The sequence below is a fragment of the Anabaena sp. 90 genome (genome assembly GCF_000312705.1).
GTDB classification, from domain to species: Bacteria; Cyanobacteriota; Cyanobacteriia; order Cyanobacteriales; family Nostocaceae; genus Dolichospermum; species Dolichospermum lemmermannii.
Map to the genome: position 1 here is coordinate 721,678 of NC_019427.1, position 20,677 is coordinate 742,354.

Annotated in this window: 26 protein-coding genes and 1 pseudogene; 10 read left to right on the forward strand and 17 right to left on the reverse strand. The window is 36.8% G+C overall.

Annotated features, from left to right (window positions below; genetic code table 11):
* Window positions 1-110: 110 nt before the first annotated feature.
* Window positions 111-1,052: a LysR family transcriptional regulator gene (locus tag ANA_RS03260; protein WP_015078623.1), complete on the forward strand. Its 942-nt coding sequence runs from the start codon at window positions 111-113 to the stop codon at window positions 1,050-1,052.
* A gap of 244 nt (window positions 1,053-1,296) precedes the next feature.
* Here the strand turns inward: ANA_RS03260 and ANA_RS03265 are convergent, their stop codons facing one another.
* The 4 genes from ANA_RS03265 to ANA_RS03280 form a co-directional block, all read right to left on the reverse strand.
* Window positions 1,297-1,512 (reverse strand): hypothetical protein, encoded by a 216-nt coding sequence (locus ANA_RS03265; RefSeq protein WP_015078624.1) that lies wholly within the window; start codon window positions 1,510-1,512, stop codon window positions 1,297-1,299.
* The gene (locus tag ANA_RS03270) at window positions 1,509-1,799 is read right to left on the reverse strand and encodes a BrnT family toxin (RefSeq protein ID WP_015078625.1); all 291 of its coding nucleotides are present in this window, start codon (window positions 1,797-1,799) and stop codon (window positions 1,509-1,511) included. The genes ANA_RS03265 and ANA_RS03270 overlap by 4 nt, the downstream gene beginning before the upstream one ends.
* Window positions 1,800-2,118: 319 nt before the next feature.
* Complete coding sequence (locus ANA_RS03275; protein ID WP_015078626.1) at window positions 2,119-2,325, reverse strand: type II toxin-antitoxin system HicA family toxin; 207 nt, start codon at window positions 2,323-2,325, stop codon at window positions 2,119-2,121.
* Between the two features lie 15 nt (window positions 2,326-2,340).
* Window positions 2,341-2,544, reverse strand: a complete 204-nt coding sequence (locus ANA_RS03280; protein WP_015078627.1) for a type II toxin-antitoxin system HicB family antitoxin — start codon at window positions 2,542-2,544, stop codon at window positions 2,341-2,343.
* A gap of 510 nt (window positions 2,545-3,054) precedes the next feature.
* On the opposite strand from ANA_RS03280, the gene ANA_RS03285 reads away from it, so the two are divergent.
* Both ANA_RS03285 and ANA_RS03290 read left to right on the forward strand, forming a co-directional pair.
* Entirely contained in the window at window positions 3,055-3,303 is a 249-nt protein-coding gene (locus ANA_RS03285) for a hypothetical protein (protein ID WP_015078629.1), read from the forward strand.
* Window positions 3,303-3,719, forward strand: a complete 417-nt coding sequence (locus tag ANA_RS03290) for a type II toxin-antitoxin system VapC family toxin (RefSeq protein ID WP_015078630.1) — start codon at window positions 3,303-3,305, stop codon at window positions 3,717-3,719. Before ANA_RS03285 ends, ANA_RS03290 begins: the two co-directional genes overlap by 1 nt.
* 772 nt (window positions 3,720-4,491) lie before the next feature.
* Here the strand turns inward: ANA_RS03290 and ANA_RS03295 are convergent.
* Both ANA_RS03295 and ANA_RS26390 read right to left on the reverse strand, forming a co-directional pair.
* Entirely contained in the window at window positions 4,492-5,337 is an 846-nt protein-coding gene (locus tag ANA_RS03295; protein WP_015078631.1) for a DUF4238 domain-containing protein, read from the reverse strand.
* A gap of 217 nt (window positions 5,338-5,554) precedes the next feature.
* The gene (locus ANA_RS26390; RefSeq protein WP_158310502.1) at window positions 5,555-5,731 is read right to left on the reverse strand and encodes a hypothetical protein; all 177 of its coding nucleotides are present in this window, start codon (window positions 5,729-5,731) and stop codon (window positions 5,555-5,557) included.
* Between the two features lie 513 nt (window positions 5,732-6,244).
* Between ANA_RS26390 and ANA_RS03305 the strand changes: the two genes are divergently transcribed.
* The 3 genes from ANA_RS03305 (at window position 6,245) to ANA_RS03315 (ending at window position 11,763) form a co-directional block, all read left to right on the forward strand.
* A complete protein-coding gene (locus ANA_RS03305; protein WP_015078633.1) occupies window positions 6,245-10,231 on the forward strand; it encodes a magnesium chelatase subunit H in 3,987 nt (1,328 codons plus the stop codon).
* Window positions 10,232-10,385: 154 nt separating this feature from the next.
* Window positions 10,386-10,628: a helix-turn-helix domain-containing protein gene (locus ANA_RS03310; protein ID WP_015078634.1), complete on the forward strand. Its 243-nt coding sequence runs from the start codon at window positions 10,386-10,388 to the stop codon at window positions 10,626-10,628.
* Window positions 10,621-11,763, forward strand: a complete 1,143-nt coding sequence (locus ANA_RS03315; RefSeq protein WP_015078635.1) for a hypothetical protein — start codon at window positions 10,621-10,623, stop codon at window positions 11,761-11,763. Before ANA_RS03310 ends, ANA_RS03315 begins: the two co-directional genes overlap by 8 nt.
* Before the next feature lie 17 nt (window positions 11,764-11,780).
* Here ANA_RS03315 and ANA_RS03320 read toward each other — a convergent pair whose 3' ends face one another.
* Window positions 11,781-14,096 carry an N-6 DNA methylase gene (locus tag ANA_RS03320; protein WP_200863840.1) on the reverse strand — a complete coding sequence of 772 codons (2,316 nt, stop codon included), beginning with the start codon at window positions 14,094-14,096 and terminating at the stop codon, window positions 11,781-11,783.
* A 92-nt stretch (window positions 14,097-14,188) separates the two neighbouring features.
* Here ANA_RS03320 and ANA_RS03325 point away from each other — a divergent pair.
* The 4 genes and pseudogenes from ANA_RS03325 (at window position 14,189) to ANA_RS03340 (ending at window position 15,968) form a co-directional block, all read left to right on the forward strand.
* Window positions 14,189-14,535: pseudogene (locus ANA_RS03325) on the forward strand (papain fold toxin domain-containing protein).
* 82 nt (window positions 14,536-14,617) lie between these two features.
* On the forward strand, window positions 14,618-14,908 hold the full coding sequence (locus tag ANA_RS03330) for a PIN domain-containing protein (RefSeq protein WP_148279020.1): 291 nt from the start codon (window positions 14,618-14,620) through the stop codon (window positions 14,906-14,908).
* A 3-nt stretch (window positions 14,909-14,911) separates the two neighbouring features.
* Window positions 14,912-15,097, forward strand: a complete 186-nt coding sequence (locus ANA_RS03335) for a hypothetical protein (protein ID WP_015078638.1) — start codon at window positions 14,912-14,914, stop codon at window positions 15,095-15,097.
* 295 nt (window positions 15,098-15,392) lie between these two features.
* Window positions 15,393-15,968, forward strand: a complete 576-nt coding sequence (locus ANA_RS03340) for a Uma2 family endonuclease (protein WP_015078639.1) — start codon at window positions 15,393-15,395, stop codon at window positions 15,966-15,968.
* 339 nt (window positions 15,969-16,307) lie between these two features.
* Here the strand turns inward: ANA_RS03340 and ANA_RS03350 are convergent, their stop codons facing one another.
* From ANA_RS03350 to ANA_RS03390, 10 genes are all read right to left on the reverse strand, one after another.
* Window positions 16,308-16,526, reverse strand: a complete 219-nt coding sequence (locus ANA_RS03350) for a hypothetical protein (RefSeq protein ID WP_015078641.1) — start codon at window positions 16,524-16,526, stop codon at window positions 16,308-16,310.
* A 108-nt stretch (window positions 16,527-16,634) separates the two neighbouring features.
* Entirely contained in the window at window positions 16,635-16,892 is a 258-nt protein-coding gene (locus ANA_RS03355) for a type II toxin-antitoxin system RelE family toxin (RefSeq protein ID WP_015078642.1), read from the reverse strand.
* On the reverse strand, window positions 16,893-17,108 hold the full coding sequence (locus ANA_RS03360) for a hypothetical protein (RefSeq protein WP_041458214.1): 216 nt from the start codon (window positions 17,106-17,108) through the stop codon (window positions 16,893-16,895). It lies immediately after the preceding gene.
* A gap of 99 nt (window positions 17,109-17,207) precedes the next feature.
* Window positions 17,208-17,651 carry a type II toxin-antitoxin system VapC family toxin gene (locus ANA_RS03365; RefSeq protein ID WP_015078644.1) on the reverse strand — a complete coding sequence of 148 codons (444 nt, stop codon included), beginning with the start codon at window positions 17,649-17,651 and terminating at the stop codon, window positions 17,208-17,210.
* Window positions 17,639-17,860 (reverse strand): hypothetical protein, encoded by a 222-nt coding sequence (locus ANA_RS03370; protein WP_015078645.1) that lies wholly within the window; start codon window positions 17,858-17,860, stop codon window positions 17,639-17,641. The genes ANA_RS03365 and ANA_RS03370 overlap by 13 nt, the downstream gene beginning before the upstream one ends.
* A 113-nt stretch (window positions 17,861-17,973) precedes the next feature.
* Complete coding sequence (locus ANA_RS03375; protein WP_015078646.1) at window positions 17,974-18,324, reverse strand: type II toxin-antitoxin system RelE/ParE family toxin; 351 nt, start codon at window positions 18,322-18,324, stop codon at window positions 17,974-17,976.
* Window positions 18,308-18,595, reverse strand: a complete 288-nt coding sequence (locus tag ANA_RS03380; RefSeq protein WP_041457626.1) for a type II toxin-antitoxin system Phd/YefM family antitoxin — start codon at window positions 18,593-18,595, stop codon at window positions 18,308-18,310. The genes ANA_RS03375 and ANA_RS03380 overlap by 17 nt, the downstream gene beginning before the upstream one ends.
* A 211-nt stretch (window positions 18,596-18,806) precedes the next feature.
* Window positions 18,807-18,938, reverse strand: coding sequence for a hypothetical protein (locus ANA_RS28080; protein ID WP_256369479.1), 132 nt, complete (start codon window positions 18,936-18,938; stop codon window positions 18,807-18,809).
* A 110-nt stretch (window positions 18,939-19,048) separates the two neighbouring features.
* Window positions 19,049-20,026 (reverse strand): porphobilinogen synthase, encoded by a 978-nt coding sequence (gene hemB, locus ANA_RS03385; protein WP_015078649.1) that lies wholly within the window; start codon window positions 20,024-20,026, stop codon window positions 19,049-19,051.
* A gap of 281 nt (window positions 20,027-20,307) precedes the next feature.
* On the reverse strand, window positions 20,308-20,667 hold the full coding sequence (locus tag ANA_RS03390; RefSeq protein ID WP_015078650.1) for a DUF4870 domain-containing protein: 360 nt from the start codon (window positions 20,665-20,667) through the stop codon (window positions 20,308-20,310).
* Window positions 20,668-20,677 lie beyond the last annotated feature (10 nt).

The following is a 20,677-nucleotide window of genomic DNA, read 5'->3' on the forward strand; positions in this document are numbered from 1 at the left end:
AGATTTAAGATTGGACTTGAGAACTTTGTATAAATAACACTCAAAATTTTATTAGTGTTACAGAATACTATATTATTATATATAAAAATTGTTATCAGAGGAGAATCGGCTTGAACCAAGCGACATTGCACCAGTTGAAGGTGTTCGAGGCTGCTGCCCGGCATGGTAGTTTTACACGCGCTGCGGAAGAGTTGTTTTTGACTCAACCTACCATATCCATGCAAATTAAACAGTTGACGAAATCCGTAGGTTTGCCATTATTTGAACAGGTAGGAAAGCGTTTATATTTGACACAAGCAGGACGGGAATTATTTGCTACTTGTCGGCAAATTTTTGAGACTATGGACAAGTTTCAAATGACGATTGCAGATTTAAAAGGACTAAAGCAAGGACAATTAAGGCTGGCAGCAATTACCACAGCAAAGTATATTATTCCCAGATTGTTGGGGCCTTTTTGTCAGCTTTACCCTGGGATTGATATTTCTCTCCAAGTCACAAATCATGAACTGATTTTAGATCGGATGATGAGTAATTTAGATGACTTGTATATTATGAGTCAGATTCCCGATCATTTCGATGTCAGTTTTCAGCCATTTTTAGAAAATCCTTTAGTAGTTTTTGCACCAGCTAATCATCCCTTAGCGAAGGAAAAAAATATTCCTATTGAACGTTTAGGTGATGAACTGTTTATTATGCGTGAACCGGGTTCAGGAACTCGCAGCGCTGTCCAAAGTCTATTTGAGGAACATGGGGTAAAAGTGAAGGTGAAGTTGGAATTGGGGAGTAATGAAGCGATTAAGCAAGCGATCGCTGGTGGTCTAGGTATATCCGTATTATCTCGTCATACTTTACTCACGGACATTGCGGAATTTAGCATTTTAGATGTCCAGCACTTTCCCATTAAACGCACTTGGTATATGGTTTATCCTGCTGGTAAGCAATTATCCATTATTGCTCATACCTATTATGAGTATCTTTTAGATGCAGCGAAAAGAATTACAGAGCAAGGTGGTTTAATCTTAGATCATAATTTGGTGGAAACTAATCTTTAGATCAAGCTGCTGTAGATACATAATCACATGGCTATGTATCTAAAAATTACCAGTAGCTAAACGTAAATACAGGTAAATTAATGTATGAAAAATTACTCTAAAAGATTCCTAGGTCGCGCTAGTTCCCTCCGGGACGCAATGCGTTCGCTATCGCTCACAACCCCTTAATTTTAAACAAACTGCTTGCAGCAGCGCAACGCTTACGCACCCCAACATCCCCAAACAGCGATCGCACTATACAGATTTAATTGTTGCTTTCTATCAACGATAACCTACGTTTATTTTCCATACATTCACGCAAATAAAGATTAATTAAATTCAAATAAGAAATACCTGTTTCTTGAGCTATTTCTTCAAAGTATTGAATTATATCCTTTTCTAAATCAATTGTAACTTGTTCTTTTAATTGTTTAGAATAGGGATTTTTAACGGATTTAGAAAAATCATAATTTTCTCTCATAGGAACTCCTGATATTGTTTGTGTTCTAGTTTATTTGCTTTTCTGGCTGAAATAATCCGAATTATTGCATCATTTTCTCGATAACAATGACAAACAACTAAAAGGCGATAATAAACACTGATTCCTAATAAAATAAATCTATCTTCATCTTGAGAATGATCGGGATCATAAATTAAACGAGCATTATCATCAATAAAGGCAGATTTTGCTTCTTCAAAAGAAATCCCATGTTTTTGAATATTACTCTCGGCTTTTTGTGAATCCCAAGTAAATTCCAACTTATTCATTATTATACTAAATTTTAAATTTCTATTCCTAAAATTTACATTATGATTATGCCACAAGTTATAGATTATTCAGACGATTCCTAGGTCGCGCTTCCTATCGCACACAACCACCCTAATTTTAAACGAACTGCTTGCAGCAGCGCAACGCTTACGCTCTCCCAAACAGCGATTCCTACGGAGCGCTTCGCTATCGCTTACAACTACTCCTAATTTTAAACGAACTGCTTGCAGCAGCGCAACGCTTACGCTCTCCCAACCAACATCCTAAACAGCGAACTGACAAGTTAGAGCTTGCACTATTGCCCCCTCTGGTTGACTTCTAAGGAGATTTCCACTCTTCCCCTGGGATCATAGCTGTAACCATAATGTTACGTAATGTTCCAGTGGGCAAATCTCTACCTTGATGAAAAGGCACAATAACTTGGGTGTCTTGAGCTTGACTACGCCATTTTCTATGACTACCTTTCTGAGATATCAGTTCAAAGCCATGTTTACGTAATATGCGTTCAACATCATCAGCCTTCATTACTCCTGAGTCGAGTCATCCGAGCATAACCTCACGGATTACTGCTCCAGGAAGAAGTTGAATAGTATCAGGCTGTAAATAAAGCTTGATCGCTTCTCTTATATTATTAAGGGCTTCTTCTTGTGTAACACCAGCAGAGGTGCATCCAGGGAGTTCTGGACACCAAATTGCCCATTCGCTTGTTTCTGGATCAGGTTCAAGTATGACTCGCCACTTCATAGTTACTATAATATTTGTAGAATTAATCTCAATCATAGCAAACGGTTCTTCGTAGTATCCTGGCACTACAAGATTGGCGATTCCTTGGTCGCGCTGTACGCGATCGCACCCCAACATCCCCAAAACGCTATCGCTCATAACTACCCCAATTTTAAACGATTCCTAGGTCGCGCTTCGCTATCGCACCCCAACACTCCCAAACAGCGATTCCTAGGTCGCGCTTCGCTATCGCTCACAACCACCCTAATTCTAAATGAACTGCTTGCAGCAGCGCAACGCTTACGCTCTCCCAACTTATTCCTAAATGGCGATTCCTGCGGAGCGCTTCGCTATCGCTCACAACCACCCTAATTTTAAGCGAACTGCTTGCAGCAGCGCAACGCTTACGCACCCCAACATTCCCAAACAGCGATTCCTACGTATCCCTTCGCTATCGCACAAATAATTTGTAGAAGGTTTAAAAATTTGATATGATGTTAATGAAAACTGTTTAATTTTTGCAGAAAAACTATGTCTCAAGCAACTGATAAACCTATAATTCAAGAAAACACACTGTTAGATAAATTTAGAAATCTAACTATTGAACAACAACAAACTATCTTAGATTTTATGGAATTTATGCACAGTAAAAAAACAAAATCACAAGACAATCAAGAGGTTTCAGCTTATGATTTAGCTAAGGAATGGGCTGGATCTGTAGAAAGTGGGATTAGTGATTTATCTACTAATAAAAGGTATCTTCAAGGATTTGGTAAATAATGAAATCAGAAATTATTATAGATACTTCGCCTTTAGTGGCTTTTATTGATAAAAGTGATAATCTTCATAAATGGACAGTAGAAAAATGGAAAAATTTACGTCCCCCTTTATTTACTTGTGAAGCGGTTATTGCGGAATCTTGTTTTTTATTACAAAATGTTCATGGAGGAGAAAGTGCTATTTTATCTTTATTGGAAGCAGAAGTAATTAAAATACCTTTTAATTTAAGTGAAGAAGTAACAGTAATTAAGCAATTAATGAAACAATATCACTCCGTTCCTATGTCTTTAGCTGATGCTTGTTTAGTAAGAATGAGTGAATTAATTAGAGGAAGTAGTGTTTTCACTTTAGATAGTGATTTTAGGGTTTATCGTCAATATAAAAATAAGGTTATTCCTGTTATTATGCCTGAATAACATCATTGAATTGCACCACAGTCTCCTGATCGCACCCCAACATCCCCAAATAGCGATTCCTAGGTCGCGCTTCGCTATCGCTCCCAACCCCCTAATTTTAAACTATCACTCTCCCGACTTATTCCTAAACAGCGATCGCTCACAACTACCCCAATTTTAAGTGATCGCCATCCTAACTTATGGCTAAATGGCGATTCCTACGGAGCGCTTCGCTATCGCTCACAACTACCCTAATTTTAAGCGATCGCCTATTTTTCTTGATTCAGGAGTGAACGCTGATAAACGCAGATAAACGCGGATTTTTTGTCTGAATCAGGATGTCCAGGATTTGAGGATGTACAGGATGTAATTGCTCATTTGTTTGTTGGTGGTTAATATTGTAATTGTCTGATAGCGTAGCGTGGCGTTAGCCATATCAGAATAAACAAAATCATCCCCAAATTTTCACCAACAATTATTAAATAACATCCTGTGAATCCTTTAATCCTGGTTATCCTGATTCAGACAAAAAAATTCTAACTGACCACAAACCAATTCTTGATTATTGATTGATCTGTAATTTTCCTACTTGAAGAAATAACGAACCACTTCAGACACAGAGGAAGAAGATTATCTTTGGGTTATAAGATCCCCGACTTCTTCTTTGATCACATCAATCAATTATCTGTTATGTTCAGAAGTCGGGGATCTAGTTAGAGTGCTTCGCTATCGCTCACAACCACCCCAATTTTAAACGATCGCAATTCCAACTTGTTCCTAAATGGCGATCGCTCTAATTTATCAGTCCTTTAAAATCTTCAAATATATTGTCCTTAAATTCTTCAATGCAATGGGAAGAATCTTTCTTACTTAAGATACACTTCCAATAAGAAGGAATATCCGTACCACAAAACCTATCTATATCTCGTTGATAGATATTCTGCCAGATATTATTCAATGTGTTTTCAGTTTGAGAAATATTAAATCTAACTGAGGCTAGAAATTCTATTTCATTGATACATATAGAATCTAATGTATCAGTATCTTCTTTTTGATAGCATAAACAATAATCTGGACTTATGGGGAAATAAATTCCTTCTGCTGTTGGAGACCATAATACAGGAGAATCAGAGATGATATATTTCGCATCTTCATTGGATTTTATAAGCTTTAATCTCAGCTTGTAAAGAATATCAGAAACGTGATTAATAAAATTTTTATCCAATAAATTCAGTCCCTGAATTTGCTTTGCATCTCTTTTATTAGTAGTCAAAGATATAGCAATATTATTGACGGCAGGCGATCTCATGTATTGATATGTGACATACTTAGCAAGGTTTTTCCTATCATTTTCATCAAGAATCTCAACACTAACTTGACCAACTATTTTCTTAACTATTGGGGAAATTAGTCCATCAATTTCGTCAAAAACTTGTTTGTCATAATCAAGAGTTTCAACTGTATCTTCATCTTCAATATCTAGAGAAAAACAATAGAAACTTTTTTCCGCACATAGATTTTCAACGGTGCTGTTAATGATTTTACCATCCTGATCTTTCATTAAACAAAATACATTTTTAGTGTTAATAAAATTTCTAAGGATCGAGCGAGGAACATAATGCTGATTGTATTTTTTCATTTTACTGCCTAACTAATTATTACAAGGAAATTTTTCGTGTAATGCTTTTGCTTTTGTATACAAATAATATAGTAAGCATTACAGACAAATTTTGTCAAGTTATTATGCAGGAATTTTCTATATAATACCCCTGTTTAGAGGCGTAACGCAGCAACCCCAATGATTTTGGGTAATTTACCGTCTAATCTAAAACCGAAATCTCTTTTAGAGATAATTCCTATACATCATCTTCCCAAATATTTCTTCCATATTCATCAAGTTCGCAAATTCCATAGCCTTCACGTCCGTATAGTTCAGATTCACTTTCAGCATAATAAGGTTCATCATCTTCATCATGATAATATTCATCATCACGAAAATATTCGTCTTTTGTCACAGATTCGTCTTTTGTCATAGATTGAACATTTATTTGTTCATTTAAATTTGTTTGATTGTTTTTTAGCTCTAACTTTTCAGCTTTACTATTAATGATAGATATAAGCCAGCAAAGAAAACCAAAAATAATTGCGAAGAATAAAAATACTGACATACTACACCACACCCCATCTAAATATCAACTAAGCAGCATTGACACGGCAAAAAATCGCTGAAAATGTGGAAATTAGAGCGATCGCCCAACTCAAAACCAGAATATCACAATACTGTCAGCACTAACGTTTTGTTACATAACAGCATAGCTATTGTAAACAAAATTTAAAAACAGGTGAGAAAACCTGTATTCTTTGTTAAGATTCATTAATAAATATGTTGTTTTCTATATCATTTTGTGTCAGATATAGGACAAAACCCCCACAGAATCCGAGTTTTCTGCTAAAAAACTCTTATTGCCGAAAATAATTGCAGTTACAAACGGCCATATTAGCCGTGACTAACTTCATGAGAACACGCTTGAAAGGAGCTTATTTGAATGTTTACCCAAGTCAAGTCCACGATTCGACATATTGCACCTGACGATTTACGGGGACGTAAATTAATCAAGGTTGTCTATGTCGTGCTTGAATCCCAATACCAAAGTGCATTATCGCAAGCGGTACGGGAAATTAACGCTAATCATCCCAGCGTAGCCATAGAAATCAGTGGATACTTGATTGAAGAACTACGCAACTCTGAAAACTATGAAGAGTTGAAACGCGATATAGCCAGTGCTAATATATTCATTGCTTCTCTGATTTTTATTGAAGACTTAGCACAGAAAGTAGTTGCCGCAGTTGAACCCCATCGTGATAACCTAGATGTGTCGGTTGTCTTCCCCTCCATGCCCGAAGTTATGCGCCTCAATAAAATGGGTAGCTTCTCTTTGGCGCAATTAGGACAATCCAAGAGCGTAATTGCTAACTTCATGAAAAAGCGCAAAGAAAAATCTGGCGCTGGTTTCCAAGACGGAATGTTGAAGTTATTGCGGACTCTTCCCCAAGTGCTGAAATTCCTCCCCATGGAAAAAGCACAAGACGCGAGAAACTTCATGCTCAGTTTTCAGTATTGGCTAGGTGGTTCAGCGGAAAACCTGGAAAACTTCTTGCTGATGCTGGCTGATAAATACGTATTGAAAGGCGTAGAAAAAGAAAGTTTTGCTGCTGCTAAGTATGAAGCACCAGTTGTTTATCCCGACATGGGAATTTGGCATCCTTTAGCGCCGACTATGTTTGAGGATGTGCGAGAATATCTGAACTGGTATTCTGCTCGCAAGGACATTTCTAGTAACCTGAAAGACCCCCTTGCACCCTGTGTAGGTTTGGTTTTACAACGAACTCACCTCGTTACTGGTGATGATGCCCATTATGTGGCAATTGTGCAGGAATTGGAATCATTAGGGGCAAGAGTTCTCCCTGTTTTTGCAGGTGGTTTAGATTTCTCTAAACCGATAGAAGCTTACTTCTATGAACCAATTACCAAAATGCAGTTAATAGATGCGGTGGTATCTTTAACTGGTTTCGCTTTGGTGGGTGGACCCGCTAGACAGGATCATCCTAAAGCCATTGAAGCATTAAAACGGTTAAATCGTCCTTACATGGTTGCCTTGCCTTTGGTCTTCCAAACCACCGAAGAATGGCTAGATAGCGATTTGGGGTTACATCCCATTCAAGTGGCTTTACAGATTGCTATACCTGAACTAGACGGCGCAATTGAGCCAATCATCCTATCAGGTAAAGATGGGGCAACAGGCAGAGCGATCGCTTTACAAGATAGAGTAGAAATAGTTGCTCAACGCGCCTTAAAATGGGCAAATCTGCGCCGCAAACCCAAACTAGACAAGAAAGTTGCCATCACCGTTTTCAGCTTCCCTCCCGACAAAGGTAACGTGGGTACAGCCGCATATTTAGACGTATTCGGTTCTATTTTCGAGGTTTTACAAGGACTCAGAAACAACGGTTACGACGTGCAAGACATTCCTGCAAACGCCCAAGAGTTGCTAGAACAAGTCATCCACGACGCACAAGCACAATACAACAGCCCCGAACTCAACGTTGCTTACAAAATGTCTGTGCCAGAATATGAAGCACTGACACCTTACTCCCAACGCTTAGAAGAGAACTGGGGACCACCTCCCGGAAACCTCAACAGCGATGGACAAAATCTGTTGATTTATGGGAAACAATTTGGTAATGTGTTCATTGGTGTCCAGCCAACATTTGGTTATGAAGGCGACCCCATGCGGTTGTTATTCTCCCGTTCCGCAAGTCCCCACCACGGTTTTGCAGCTTACTACACCTATCTAGAACGGATTTGGGGTGCTGATGCTGTGTTACACTTTGGTACTCATGGCTCGTTGGAATTTATGCCCGGTAAGCAAATGGGAATGTCTGGTGATTGTTACCCAGATCAACTAATTGGCTCAATTCCTAACCTGTATTATTACGCAGCTAATAACCCCAGTGAAGCCACAATCGCTAAACGTCGGAGTTATGCAGAAACAATTTCTTACCTGACACCACCTGCGGAAAATGCTGGTTTATACAAGGGTTTGAAAGAACTCAGCGAGTTAATTGCTTCTTACCAAACTTTGAAAGACACTGGCCGGGGCGTTTCCATTGTCAATTCCATCATGGATAAATGCCGCATTGTCAACTTAGACAAGGATATTGAGTTACCAGAAACCGATTCTAAGGATATGTCCTCGGAAGAACGGGATAACATTGTTGGTAGCGTTTATCGGCGGTTGATGGAGATTGAATCGCGCTTATTACCTTGTGGACTGCACGTGATTGGTAAGCCTCCTAGTGCCGAAGAAGCGATCGCAACTTTGGTCAATATAGCTAGTTTAGATCGACAAGAGGAAGAAATTCAAGGTTTACCGGGAATTATTGCCAGAAGTCTGGGACGCACCATTGAGGATATCTACAGAAACAATGATGCCGGAATTTTGGCAGATGTGCAATTATTACAAGATATCACCCTCGCTACTCGTGCGGCTGTTACAGCCTTAGTTCAAGAACAAATTGACGCAGAAGGTCGAGTTATCGCGGTTTCCAAGTTGAATTTCTTCAATATGGGGAGAAAAGAACCTTGGGTAGAATCACTGCATCAATCAGGTTATCCCAAAGTTGACACCTCTGCATTAAAACCTCTGTTTGAATATTTGGAATTCTGCTTAAAACAAGTTTGTGCAGATAACGAACTGGGTGGACTTCTCCAAGGTTTAGCCGGTGAATATATTCTCCCTGGTCCCGGTGGAGATCCTATCCGTAATCCTGACGTATTACCCACTGGTAAAAATATTCACGCTTTAGATCCCCAATCTATCCCCACTTCCGCCGCAGTCCAATCTGCGAAAATCGTCGTGGATAGGTTGTTGGAACGGAACAAGTCAGAAAATGAAGGAAACTGGCCAGAAACCATTGCCTGTGTCCTCTGGGGTACAGATAACATCAAAACCTACGGCGAATCCCTCGCCCAAATTATGTGGATGATTGGTGTGCGTCCAGTACCCGATGCTTTGGGACGGGTGAATAAGTTGGAATTGATACCTTTATCAGAGTTGGGTCGTCCTAGAATTGATGTTGTAATTAACTGTTCTGGTGTATTCCGCGACTTGTTCATTAACCAAATGAATTTGCTAGACCAAGGTGTAAAAATGGCTGCGGAAGCTGATGAACCTTTGGAAATGAATTTTGTCCGCAAGCACGCTTTGAAACAAGCGGAGGACATGGGCATAAATCTGCGTCAAGCTGCAACTCGCGTTTTCTCTAATGCTTCTGGTTCTTATTCTTCTAATATTAACTTAGCGGTGGAGAATAGCACTTGGGATAGTGAAGCTGAGTTACAGGAAATGTATTTGAAACGGAAATCTTTCTCTTTCAATTCTGATAATCCTGGGGTTATGGATGAGTCGCGGGAGATTTTTGAAACTACTTTGAAAACTGCTGATGCAACTTTCCAGAATCTCGATTCTTCGGAAATCAGTTTAACAGATGTTTCCCACTATTTTGACTCAGATCCGACTAAGTTAGTAGCAAGTCTGCGTGCAGATGGTAAGAAACCATCTTCTTACATTGCAGATACAACTACAGCGAATGCACAGGTGAGAACTTTATCAGAAACTGTGCGTTTAGATGCGCGGACGAAGTTGTTAAACCCCAAATGGTATGAGGGGATGTTATCTCACGGTTACGAAGGTGTGCGCGAACTTTCTAAGCGGTTGGTAAATACTACTGGTTGGAGTGCGACTGCTGGCGCTGTGGATAACTGGATTTATGAGGACACGAACGAAACTTTCATCAAAGATGAGGAAATGCAAAAGCGTCTCATGAATCTCAATCCTCATTCTTTCCGCAAGATTGTTTCTACTTTGTTGGAAATGAATGGACGCGGTTATTGGGAAACTAGCGAGGAGAATTTGGATCGGTTACGTGAGTTGTATCAGGAGGTAGAAAACCGGATTGAGGGAATTGAGTAGAATCTATCACTCAGACTTAAAAAATTATCACTAATAGAAAGGAGCTTAGATAGCTCCTTTTTTTTATAAAAAATTATACTACATAAACTTATAGTGTGCAAAACTCCACTAATAATGTATAGACTTTCCCTGCTGAGTATTTAAAGATGTTGATGTGGAAAAAATAAAAGACGAAATTGAATACCGTTTTGGAAAAGCAATTCGGAGAAGACGGCGAGAACTAGATTTGTCGCAAGAACAGCTTGCTGAAAAAGCTGGTCTTCATCGTAACTATATTTCGGGGATTGAATCAGGTACTCGTAACCCTTCCTTAAAAAATATAGAAAAGCTGGCTAAAGCTTTAGGTATTTCTATTTCTGATCTTTTCTCAGAATATAATATTGAAAACAATGAATAGTATTATTGAGCAAGTAAAGATTATTCTGGACGAAGAACTAAAAGCAATTGATTTGAGCAAGGAACAAAGTAAATTAGACACAAGCATTAAGAAAAAACAGTTTAAACTTATTTCACTCTGTAACAAAGTTTTGCCTATCTTACAACAAGAACCTGAGATAGATAAAAGATGTTTGCAACTTGAGAAATTTTTAACAGAACAACAGATATTTAGCAGTTTAACTGATATATTCAGATTTTCTTTTTTTATTCAAATTGTCAGAGAAAAAGGAGGGTCTGCTAATTACACTAGAAGATGGTCTGAACATTTGAAATTAGAAGATCCACGATACAGTAAATATGAAAATTGTGTAGATATATTTATTAGAATATTAAGTGATTTAGTAAATTTTTTAGAAATAGAGGAAAATACAACAAATTTTATTCAACTCCAAAATTGGACAAAATTTTATTGGATTGACTATCAACACAAAATAAATGATGATAGTATTCACAAAGTTGATAATATAAAAGTTATTAATTTCAGTAGACATCAATTGATATTGAAAATCTTTAATTTAGAAAAATTTTTAATAAATGGAACTAAAAATCCAGATTATTATAAACTCTTTAAAGAAATTTATAATAAAGTAAGAACTAAAGCCTATTTAACAGATCGCAGTCAAACAGGAGACTATCCAACTAATCGTGAAATAAGATGGGAAGTACATCCAGAGTCTATAGAGTTTGCTTTTGTTCGAGATTGTCAAGAAATAGAATACAAATTAATTACACAAATTTTAGAATTTAAAGGATTTCCGGTAGATATTATTCAGAGTCTTGAAAAAGAAAAAATAATTGAACAAGGGGAAATTATTCCCGAATCTTGCAAATGTCCCATAACAATGGAAAATTTGTTGTTTACTGATTTTCAAAATGAATTATTAAATCGTACTCATGGGGAATCTAAGTTTCAAGTAGGTCATATAGTTCCTAGAAAAGCTAAAGGTGTAATTGATCTTCAAATACAAAGTGGAGAAAATATTTGCTGGATTAGTTCAGAAGGTAATGAAATCCAGCAAAATCGCTCAGTAAATGAAACTAGAAATTTATTAAAAAAGATTTTTAATAACTATAAAGACAACAATCTTTTATAAATACTAAATTTTCGCTTTTAACTAACTAATTCAACACAGGCTTGTCTAGCGAGTTCACGTGCTTCAATTCTATCATCTATGGATCTTTTTACTATTTGTGTAATTTTTTCCTTTAATTCACAGTCTTTAGGAATAGGTAAAATAATTTCACCTAGTCTATCACCCAATGAATCAATAATATCTTGAGTGAATCTTTTAGCCTTGATCTGCATAATTACAGGTTCGGAACTTAAAGCTGCTATTAATAAATATGCAGATAATTTAGAATTATCTTTTATTCTCAATTTATAAATGTGACTTTGAAATACTATTCTCTTATCATATTTCGTAATATAAGCACAGTGTCCTACTAAATATGTTCCGTCTCTCACCATAAGAATATCACCTTCTCTGACATCTTGTTTAGCAGCAAGAGAACGATAAATTTCTTCACTTAAACAATGTTTAGGATTTCTTTTTATTTCCCAGTTAGAAATATCTGAAGTTCTTACAAATGGAATATCACCAGTTCCATAATTTTCTTTACCTACTTCATCACCTGTTGTTACATCTAGTAAACCCTGAGAGATTAATTCAGATATGGGAATCAAATCATGGGTATTATGCAATCTTTGCAATTCATTAATTATTTCTGGGTTATAATAACGAGGGGCAAGAATGTAATCTGTAATTTTACTAAATTCTACCTCGTACCCTAAACTAGAATTAACTAGATTATTCTGTCTATATTTATGATAATTTAAGGCAATAGTTGGCAGATCGTCCCTACTATTTTTCCGTCCTCTGCTATCATGTCCACATAATTTAGCATCAGCCATAAAAATATTATTCTTCTGCTGTATATTTGCTTCTTTTTTCTTATGTAAGACTAATAAACAAGTTTTTGTATGAGTACCACTTTTTCCTGAAACCTTAAATAATTCTTCTGGCATTCCTATAACCGCTTTGATATCTGCTTTTTCTTCAATATAATTAATAACATAGCGATAAGTTTTACTAGAAATTAGACTTTCTGGAACTACTATACCTAAACGTCCTCCAGGTTTAACTAAAGAAAGACATCTTTCAATAAATAATACTTGTGGAGGTACAGAGGATTGCAGTTCATTGGATTTAATAAAATTATCTGATTTTTTATCTAAATGCCATTTATAACCTAATTCAAAAGTTCTTTGAGTGTTACTAGAAGCGGCAACAATTCGAGTCCCAAAAGGTGGATTTGCTAAAACAATATCAAAAGTACCAAGTTTATCCTGTAATGATTTATCTACATCCCAAGCCAAAGAATCACCACAAAATATATTAGCTGATGTTTTAGTAAATAATGATAATCTAGCTGAGGCAAGCCGAACTAAATAATTATCTTTATCTATACCAAAAACATATTGATTTACCTCTTCAGATGTAATTCCTAAATTAATAAGATGACGTGCTGCTGAGTTTAAAAAACCTCCAGCACCACAAGCAGGATCTATAATTGTTTCACCGGGTTGTGGATTAATTAATTCAACTAATAAATCAATAGCATTTTGAGGGGTAAAAAACTGTCCTTCTTTTCCCTTAACAATAGAGCTAGTAAAAACTTCATAAGCATCTCCGAAAGGATCATAACTCCATTGATGAATATCAAGTATTTCTAATTTTTGATCAACAAATTCTAAACTATTTTTATCTAGCTGTAATTTATCTTGAGAATTAAATAAGTTAGGTAATAGAATCTGAATTTCGCTAAAAGTTTTTTGATATTGTTGTTGAATACTTAATCTAGTATCGGGGTTAATTACTATATTTTGGTGTTTTTTTAGATAAATCTTGCAAAATAAACACTTAATAACTTCCTCTAGTAAAGTTTCATCACGGGTAGCGCCTATCATTTGGCCTGCTAAATAGTTACGGATTTGGTGTAGTGCATCTTTGTAATCTAATACCAGAGAAAGTTGTGCAACATTTTGATGAGTTTGTTTAACTTTCTGTTTCATACAATTTAAGTTTTTATTTTTGACGTTTTTCCAGCATAGCACCTTTCTTTCACTTTCTTGATACACGGAGGAGTTTGTATGATAGTCATCGCTTTTGGGATGTTGGGAGTGCGATCGCTTTTGGGAATGTGGGGAGTGCGTAAGCGTTGCGCTCCGTAGGAATCGCTGTTGTGGATGTGGGAGTGCGTAAGCGTTGCGCTCCGTAGGAATCGCTTTTTGGGATGTGGGAGTGCGTAAGCGTTGCGCTCCGTAGGAATCGCTTTTTGGGGGTGTGGGAGTGCGTAAGCGTTGCGCTGTTGCAAGCAGTTCACTGCTGTGGATGTGTGTGAGTGCGTAAGCGTTGTGCTGCTGCAAGTAGTTCGCTTTTTGTGGGTGTAGCGAAATGCTCCGCAGCGATCGCTTTAGTGATAAAATAACCACTTATCTTTGACTCTTTAGGAGAAAACTTGATTCCAGTTAGTATTAAGCAAATCTACAAAGTTAAAGAAATTATTGCCAAATATAAGAATCTGGAATGTGTTGAATGCGCTCAAGCTATCCAAACTTGGTATCACAGAGAATTTCGGGAAAGCGGCTAAAACTTTATACAGGTTCAGGAATAGGACGCGATAGTTATATCTATGATGAAAGTGTTTCTGGGGATGCAATCTCTATTAATGGTCGTCATCAAGGGATTATGATTATAATAGATGGAGTAGAAATGATATTTGATAATCATCATCCTGATGGAATTACTAGAAATCAATGGTTAGCCAACTTACTGTTTTATAATAAACTGTATAACGGGCAGTAGTTCCAAACCACAGAAGAAACTTTTTAGGTGTTAAAACATTTCTCAAGCTGTTTTAGATGAAGTTGCCGCAGGAGATATAGAAATAGCTAATAAACGGCTAGAATTGCTGGAAAACTTTGAACTTTTATCAATAAACGAAACTGTTATAAATCTTGCAGAACAATTTATTAATAAAAGTAACCTACCTTCTAAAGCTGCCACAGATGCAATACATATTGCACTAGCTACAATTCATGGTATCGATTATCTGTTAACATGGAATTGTAAACATATTGCTAACGCACAAATTCAGAAAAAATTGGCTCAAGTCAGTTTAGACTTTGGCTATGAAATGCCAACTATTTGTACACCTTACGAATTAATGGAGCGATAAATTATGTGGGAAGATGAAATTGTAGAAGAAATTCATCACGTTCGAGAAGCCTACGCTAAGTCCTTTAACTATGATTTGCGTGCCATATTTTTGGACTTACAAAAAAAGCAAAATTCAAGCGGACATAAAGTTGTTACACTACAACCAAAACTAAGGTCTAACAAATTATTGGAAGGTACAAAATCATAAATAAATGCGATAGCGAAAACTAACCTAATTCTTTCCGCAAGATTGTTTCTACTTTGTTGGAAATGAATGGACGCGGTTATTGGGAGACTAGCGAGGAGAATTTAGACCGGTTACGTGAGTTGTATCAGGAGGTGGAAAATCGGATTGAGGGTGCGGAATGTGGGTTATATAGGCAGGTATAAAACCTGCCTATTTTTGATTTTTTTGCACGCAGAGGCGCAGAGGCGCGGAGAAAGAGAGAGATTGGTTTATGATTTGAGTAAAGTGATAATTTTTGTAATTGTGGGATATGGCTATGAATGCTTTAACTGTGAGTTTAAAATCAGTGATAGATATGACTGATGATCAGTTTTTTCAGCTATGTCAAAATAACCGGGAATTGAGATTTGAAAGAACTGCAAATGGGGAATTAATTATTATGCCACCAACGGGAGGAGAAACGGGAAATAAAAATGCGAGAATTACTCAACAAGTAATGAATTGGACTGATGTTGATGGTACTGGGATAGCTTTTGATTCTTCCACTTGTTTTAAGTTACCTAATGGTGCAGATCGTTCTCCTGATGCTTGTTGGATAAAGTTGGAAAGATGGGATGCTTTAACTGATGAGGAAAAACAAAAGTTCCCCCCGATTTGTCCTGATTTTGTAATTGAGTTACTTTCTCCTAGTGATAGTTTGAAAACTACACAGGAAAAGATGAGGGAATATATAGATAATGGAGTGGGTTTGGGTATATTAATTAATCGTAAATCTCGTCAAGTGGAGATTTATAGACCAGGAAAAGAGGTTGAGGTTTTGGATTCTCCTGTTACGGTTTCGGGGGAAGATGTTTTAAAGGGTTTTGTTTTGAATTTGGGGATGATTTGGTAGTTTATCACGTAGAACAAGAGTAAATTTTTAAGATGTAGATAGTGTCTATAATTATGAAATCAAAACATTACTTAGCATTAACATTTAGTTTAAGTTTAGCTGTGCTAAATTGTAAAATCTTACCAGCTTATGCACTGCCAGAACAAAGTATAAAAACAGTAATTAAATGGTCTCAAAATCATGCAAAAATTCCACCTTTAACTTCTGTTAAAAAGCTAGAAGAAGGTTATCCAGGCTATAGTAGTAAAACCTCTTTTAAAAAATATTCTGTTAGTTTTAATGTTTGGATAAATTCAAAAGGTGCAGTATCTAAAGCCACAGTTTGTCCCTGTAATTGTTCTATCCATTGCATTTTCCACGTTCCTGATTAACATATTCTTGAGCATCAATACCTTGCCAAATTTCCTTACCTAAACCTTCTAAATCTAGGATACTACGCTTTTTTGATTTATCTATAACGCGATTACGAACCACTGATATTAATTCAGCTACTAATTTAAGTTGTTCTTCAGCAGTTAAATTTTTAGCTTGCTGTAGCAATTCTTGATAATTAGACATACATTTTTTTGCTTAATAGTACCACTGAATTATATCATAATTTTATATTTTGACAGTGTGCGTAAGCGTTGCGCTGCTGCAAGCAGTTCGCTTTTTGGGGATGTTGATCTAATAAATTTCTCTACGATGACCAATTCTAATGATAATGATTAATTGTTCTTCTATATCTAACTCATAAATAACTCGATAATCACCCACTCTTAACTTATAAAAACCTGACCATTGACCTGTAAGAGATAGAGGAGTTATCTGCTCAAAATTGACACTTAACCATTGAATTTTATTCAGAATCCGCAGACGCACAACCTGATCTAAATTATCTAAATCAGTGATAGACTCTGATTCAAAACTTACAGAATAACTCATTTAACGTTCTATCCCGTACCTTTTATAAACTTCGGCTAGAGGAATAGTAGGTCTTCCTTCTTGACGTTTACGCCGGATTTCCAATAAACTTTGCTTGAATGATTCTTTAATTTCCTTATCCTCATCAGGATCACCGAAGTATTCATCTAGCATTTCATCTACAGTAGTACGGATTAGGTTTTGTAACTGTTCCGCCGTCATTTCTTTAATTTGCATAGTTTCTTTAAACAGTGAACTATAGGAATGATTATACCAGTTAAGAGAAAATATTGCGATAGCGAAGCGCGATCTAGGAATCGCTGTATTCAAAAACACTCAACTCATCAACTGATTTAAAACCAAAACCGTTAACCCTGGTAAAGAAGGTAAACGAATATCATTTGTTAAGAAAAAAGACGCACCACCATAAATAGCAGTGGCCATTTGAATAGCATCCGGTGTTCTTAAATTGTAATCTGCTCTTAATTTGGCTGCATTTTCAGCAATATCTGGTAAAACTTCAATAGTTGTTAAACCTTGAGAATTGAAGAGAATATCACGATATTGTTGAGCCAATATTGTATTTCCTGCACGTAAAGGATAAACTAATACTTCTGATATAGTTAAAACTGACGTAACAACACTAAAATCACCTCTATACATGGCTGTAAAAAAAGTATCTGTAACTTCTAAATAAATAGGATTTTCTTCTATAAAATAAATTAGCGGTGCAGTATCTAAACCTATAATTTTACCCTGTAATTTATTTAACCATTCCATGAATCACGCTCCTGATTAACATATTTCTGAGCGTCAATATTTCCCCAAATTTCCTTACCTAAACCACGCAATTCTAAAATACTACGTTTTGGTTTTGATGTCATTTTCAATTGTTGACGAATTAAGATAGATAAATTTTCGACTAATTTAAGTTGTTCTTCTGGAGTCAGATTTTTAGCCTGTTGTAACAATTCTTGATAGTTAGACATACATTTTTTGCTTATTTATAGTTTTAAGCCTAATTTAACTATACGCTGTTTTGGGGATGTGTAGGAGTGCGATAGCGAAGCGCGACCTAGGAATCGCTTTTGAGTCTCAAATTTTATAACTCATCTCCTAATAAATCCTGTATATTTTCCAATCTCTGCTGAGAACCATGACGAACACGATGAATATATACAACTCCTTCCTCTCCTTCCTCTTCCCCAAGGTTTTGAACCGTAAATAAAATCAAAAATTGTTTTTGGTAAAGAAGTTGTCGAACATCAATTCCCATATACCTACTTTCTATAGCTAAAGAACAACGTTGGGGAAAATTTTCCAACGTCAGCATAATTTCATAACATCCCCGCACCCAACGAAAAGCTCGTTCCTGTGACTCCTCTTTTATCCACAGGAAAATACTCTCAATATCAGCAATAGCACTAGGTGAAATCTCAATCCGGTATGCCATATTTTTCCTTAAATTCTGCAAATGCTTGATTTAAGGGCATACCCTCACCTTGCTTAAACTCATTTATACTTTGACGGATCTTAGCAACAGATTCCAGTAATTCCAGTCTATCAATAAGTTTTTGATAACTTTCAGCATCTTGAACCACAGCAGCAGCTTTACCATTCACAGTCAGCACAATGGGAGATTTAGTTTCTTTTAACTTATCCAGAAACATCTTTGCTCCACGCTGAAATTCTGATAAGGGGTGAATATCGCTTAGGCTAAACATGATAATTTCAACAAATTATTTGATAATTTCATGTTAATTGTATGAAAATATTTTGTCAAGGGAAGATATAGCTGTTTTGGGATGTGTGAGATAGCAATAGCGAAACGCGACCTAGTAATCGCTGTTTAGGGGTTTAGGGATGTGCGTAAGCGTTGCGCTGCTGCAAGCAGTGCGCGACCTAGGAATCGCTAAAATAGACTTCATTTACAAACTACCAAACAATAGCAACCAAAGCCGAAGCAGTTATACTTTTATCGCACGTCAATAACCGTACAATTTCACCTTTAGGGTCATTAATAAAATCCTTAGTGCGAGCATCTTGCTCGCTAATGCTGTAACTCACGCAGATGGAATGTGCTGTAAAGTAAGGGTTTAGTTTAAAATATACCAAAAAATCTCACGCCCAAACACAAAAACACTCTTTGCGCCTGGAGGGTGAGATAATATCCTAACTTACAACCACCGAGCCGCATCCTTAGCGTGGTAAGTCAAAATCAAATCAGCACCAGCCCGTTTAAAGCCAGTCAGAGTTTCCATAACAACGCGCTGCTCATCAATCCAACCATTTAAAGCCGCAGCCTTCACCATCGCATACTCACCAGAGACATTGTAAGCCGCCACAGGTAAATTAGTAGCTTCCTTGACGCGCCAAATAATATCCATATATGCCAAAGCTGGTTTTACCATGAGCATATCAGCACCTTCAGCAATATCCAACTCAATTTCTTTTAGCGCTTCCCTAGCGTTACCCGGGTCCATTTGGTAAGTGCGTCTATCCCCGAATTGTGGTGTTGAGTCCGCCGCATCTCTAAATGGCCCATAATAAGCCGAAGCATATTTAGCAGCATAGGACATAATGGGAATATCTTCAAATCCCGCCTCATCCAAACCTGCGCGAATAGCTTGCACAAAACCATCCATCATCCCCGAAGGTGCGATAATATCTGCACCAGCTTGAGCTTGAGAAACTGCGGTTTTCTTTAATAATTCCAAAGTTGGATCATTTAAAACCCTTCCAGTTAAATCACCAACTTGTAAATAACCACAATGACCATGACTTGTATATTCACATAAACAAGTATCAGCCATAACAATTAAATCAGGAACAGCATTTTTAACTGCGGTTGCTGCTTTTTGAACAATACCACAATCATGCCACGCCCCGGTAGCATCTATGTCTTTATCTGCCGGAATTCCAAATAAGATAATTGCCGGAATTCCTAAATCATAAACTTCCTTAGCCTCTTCAACAATCTTATCTACTGAAAGTTGATAAACACCGGGCATAGATTTGACTTCCTTGGCAATACCTTCTCCTGGTACTGCAAACAATGGATAAATCAAATCGTTAGTAGTTAAAACGGTTTCACGTACCATCCGACGCAATTGGGTATGGCTACGCAGACGACGAGGGCGATGTATAGGAAACATAAATTTTGTGCAGACAAAATAATACAATGGACACAGAATAAAGCGTCACAAAAGCAAGTTTTTAACTTGCTCTATTCAGACAAACTACAAGCAGTGCGTAACTGTCTTTTGCCCTACTGTTGATGAAGCTGTGGGGCAATTTTATATTTTACAACTTGATAGACATTTGCTTATAACAAATTTGCAAAAAATAATCTTAAAAAATCATGGAATTAATTTTGGTAAGTTGTTTAATCAAAAGTCTATGATTAATTAAATTACCATATTTTCCCTGATTTGATCTAAAAAACTCGAAAAATAAACGGATAACGGCAAGGTTGATTAGGATCACTAAAAACGCCAATTAGCGCCCAAATTGTCAATCCCCAGTGGAGGATATAACCTAAACCTGCGAGTGGAAACAAGATGAATAATGGTAAAATCAACCAACCAAACAGAAAAAACAATGCTCCCAGAATTGCTCCATATAACCAAACGTTAAAATGGAAATTGATAGATTCTTTGGCATTCTCTTTGACAACAGGATCATCTGATACAAATAGTATGGCTATGGGTAAGCCAACGGAGACAATTGTGGTACTAAAAAAAATTGCTCCATGACACAATGCTGATAATAATTTACGTTTATCGCTGTCGTACATTGTCTACTCC

Coding starts and splice junctions, on each gene's coding strand:
- ANA_RS03265 (WP_015078624.1), bottom strand. CDS start 1,512: ATGAGAGAAAATTATGATTTTTCTAAATCCGTTAAAAATCCCTATTCT.
- ANA_RS03270 (WP_015078625.1), bottom strand. CDS start 1,799: ATGAATAAGTTGGAATTTACTTGGGATTCACAAAAAGCCGAGAGTAAT.
- ANA_RS03275 (WP_015078626.1), bottom strand. CDS start 2,325: ATGAAGGCTGATGATGTTGAACGCATATTACGTAAACATGGCTTTGAA.
- ANA_RS03280 (WP_015078627.1), bottom strand. CDS start 2,544: ATGAAGTGGCGAGTCATACTTGAACCTGATCCAGAAACAAGCGAATGG.
- ANA_RS03285 (WP_015078629.1), top strand. CDS start 3,055: ATGTCTCAAGCAACTGATAAACCTATAATTCAAGAAAACACACTGTTA.
- ANA_RS03290 (WP_015078630.1), top strand. CDS start 3,303: ATGAAATCAGAAATTATTATAGATACTTCGCCTTTAGTGGCTTTTATT.
- ANA_RS03295 (WP_015078631.1), bottom strand. CDS start 5,337: ATGAAAAAATACAATCAGCATTATGTTCCTCGCTCGATCCTTAGAAAT.
- ANA_RS26390 (WP_158310502.1), bottom strand. CDS start 5,731: ATGACAAAAGACGAATCTGTGACAAAAGACGAATATTTTCGTGATGAT.
- ANA_RS03305 (WP_015078633.1), top strand. CDS start 6,245: ATGTTTACCCAAGTCAAGTCCACGATTCGACATATTGCACCTGACGAT.
- ANA_RS03315 (WP_015078635.1), top strand. CDS start 10,621: ATGAATAGTATTATTGAGCAAGTAAAGATTATTCTGGACGAAGAACTA.
- ANA_RS03335 (WP_015078638.1), top strand. CDS start 14,912: ATGTGGGAAGATGAAATTGTAGAAGAAATTCATCACGTTCGAGAAGCC.
- ANA_RS03340 (WP_015078639.1), top strand. CDS start 15,393: ATGAATGCTTTAACTGTGAGTTTAAAATCAGTGATAGATATGACTGAT.
- ANA_RS03350 (WP_015078641.1), bottom strand. CDS start 16,526: ATGTCTAATTATCAAGAATTGCTACAGCAAGCTAAAAATTTAACTGCT.
- ANA_RS03355 (WP_015078642.1), bottom strand. CDS start 16,892: ATGAGTTATTCTGTAAGTTTTGAATCAGAGTCTATCACTGATTTAGAT.
- ANA_RS03360 (WP_041458214.1), bottom strand. CDS start 17,108: ATGCAAATTAAAGAAATGACGGCGGAACAGTTACAAAACCTAATCCGT.
- ANA_RS03365 (WP_015078644.1), bottom strand. CDS start 17,651: ATGGAATGGTTAAATAAATTACAGGGTAAAATTATAGGTTTAGATACT.
- ANA_RS03370 (WP_015078645.1), bottom strand. CDS start 17,860: ATGTCTAACTATCAAGAATTGTTACAACAGGCTAAAAATCTGACTCCA.
- ANA_RS03375 (WP_015078646.1), bottom strand. CDS start 18,324: ATGGCATACCGGATTGAGATTTCACCTAGTGCTATTGCTGATATTGAG.
- ANA_RS03380 (WP_041457626.1), bottom strand. CDS start 18,595: ATGTTTAGCCTAAGCGATATTCACCCCTTATCAGAATTTCAGCGTGGA.
- hemB (WP_015078649.1), bottom strand. CDS start 20,026: ATGTTTCCTATACATCGCCCTCGTCGTCTGCGTAGCCATACCCAATTG.
- ANA_RS03390 (WP_015078650.1), bottom strand. CDS start 20,667: ATGTACGACAGCGATAAACGTAAATTATTATCAGCATTGTGTCATGGA.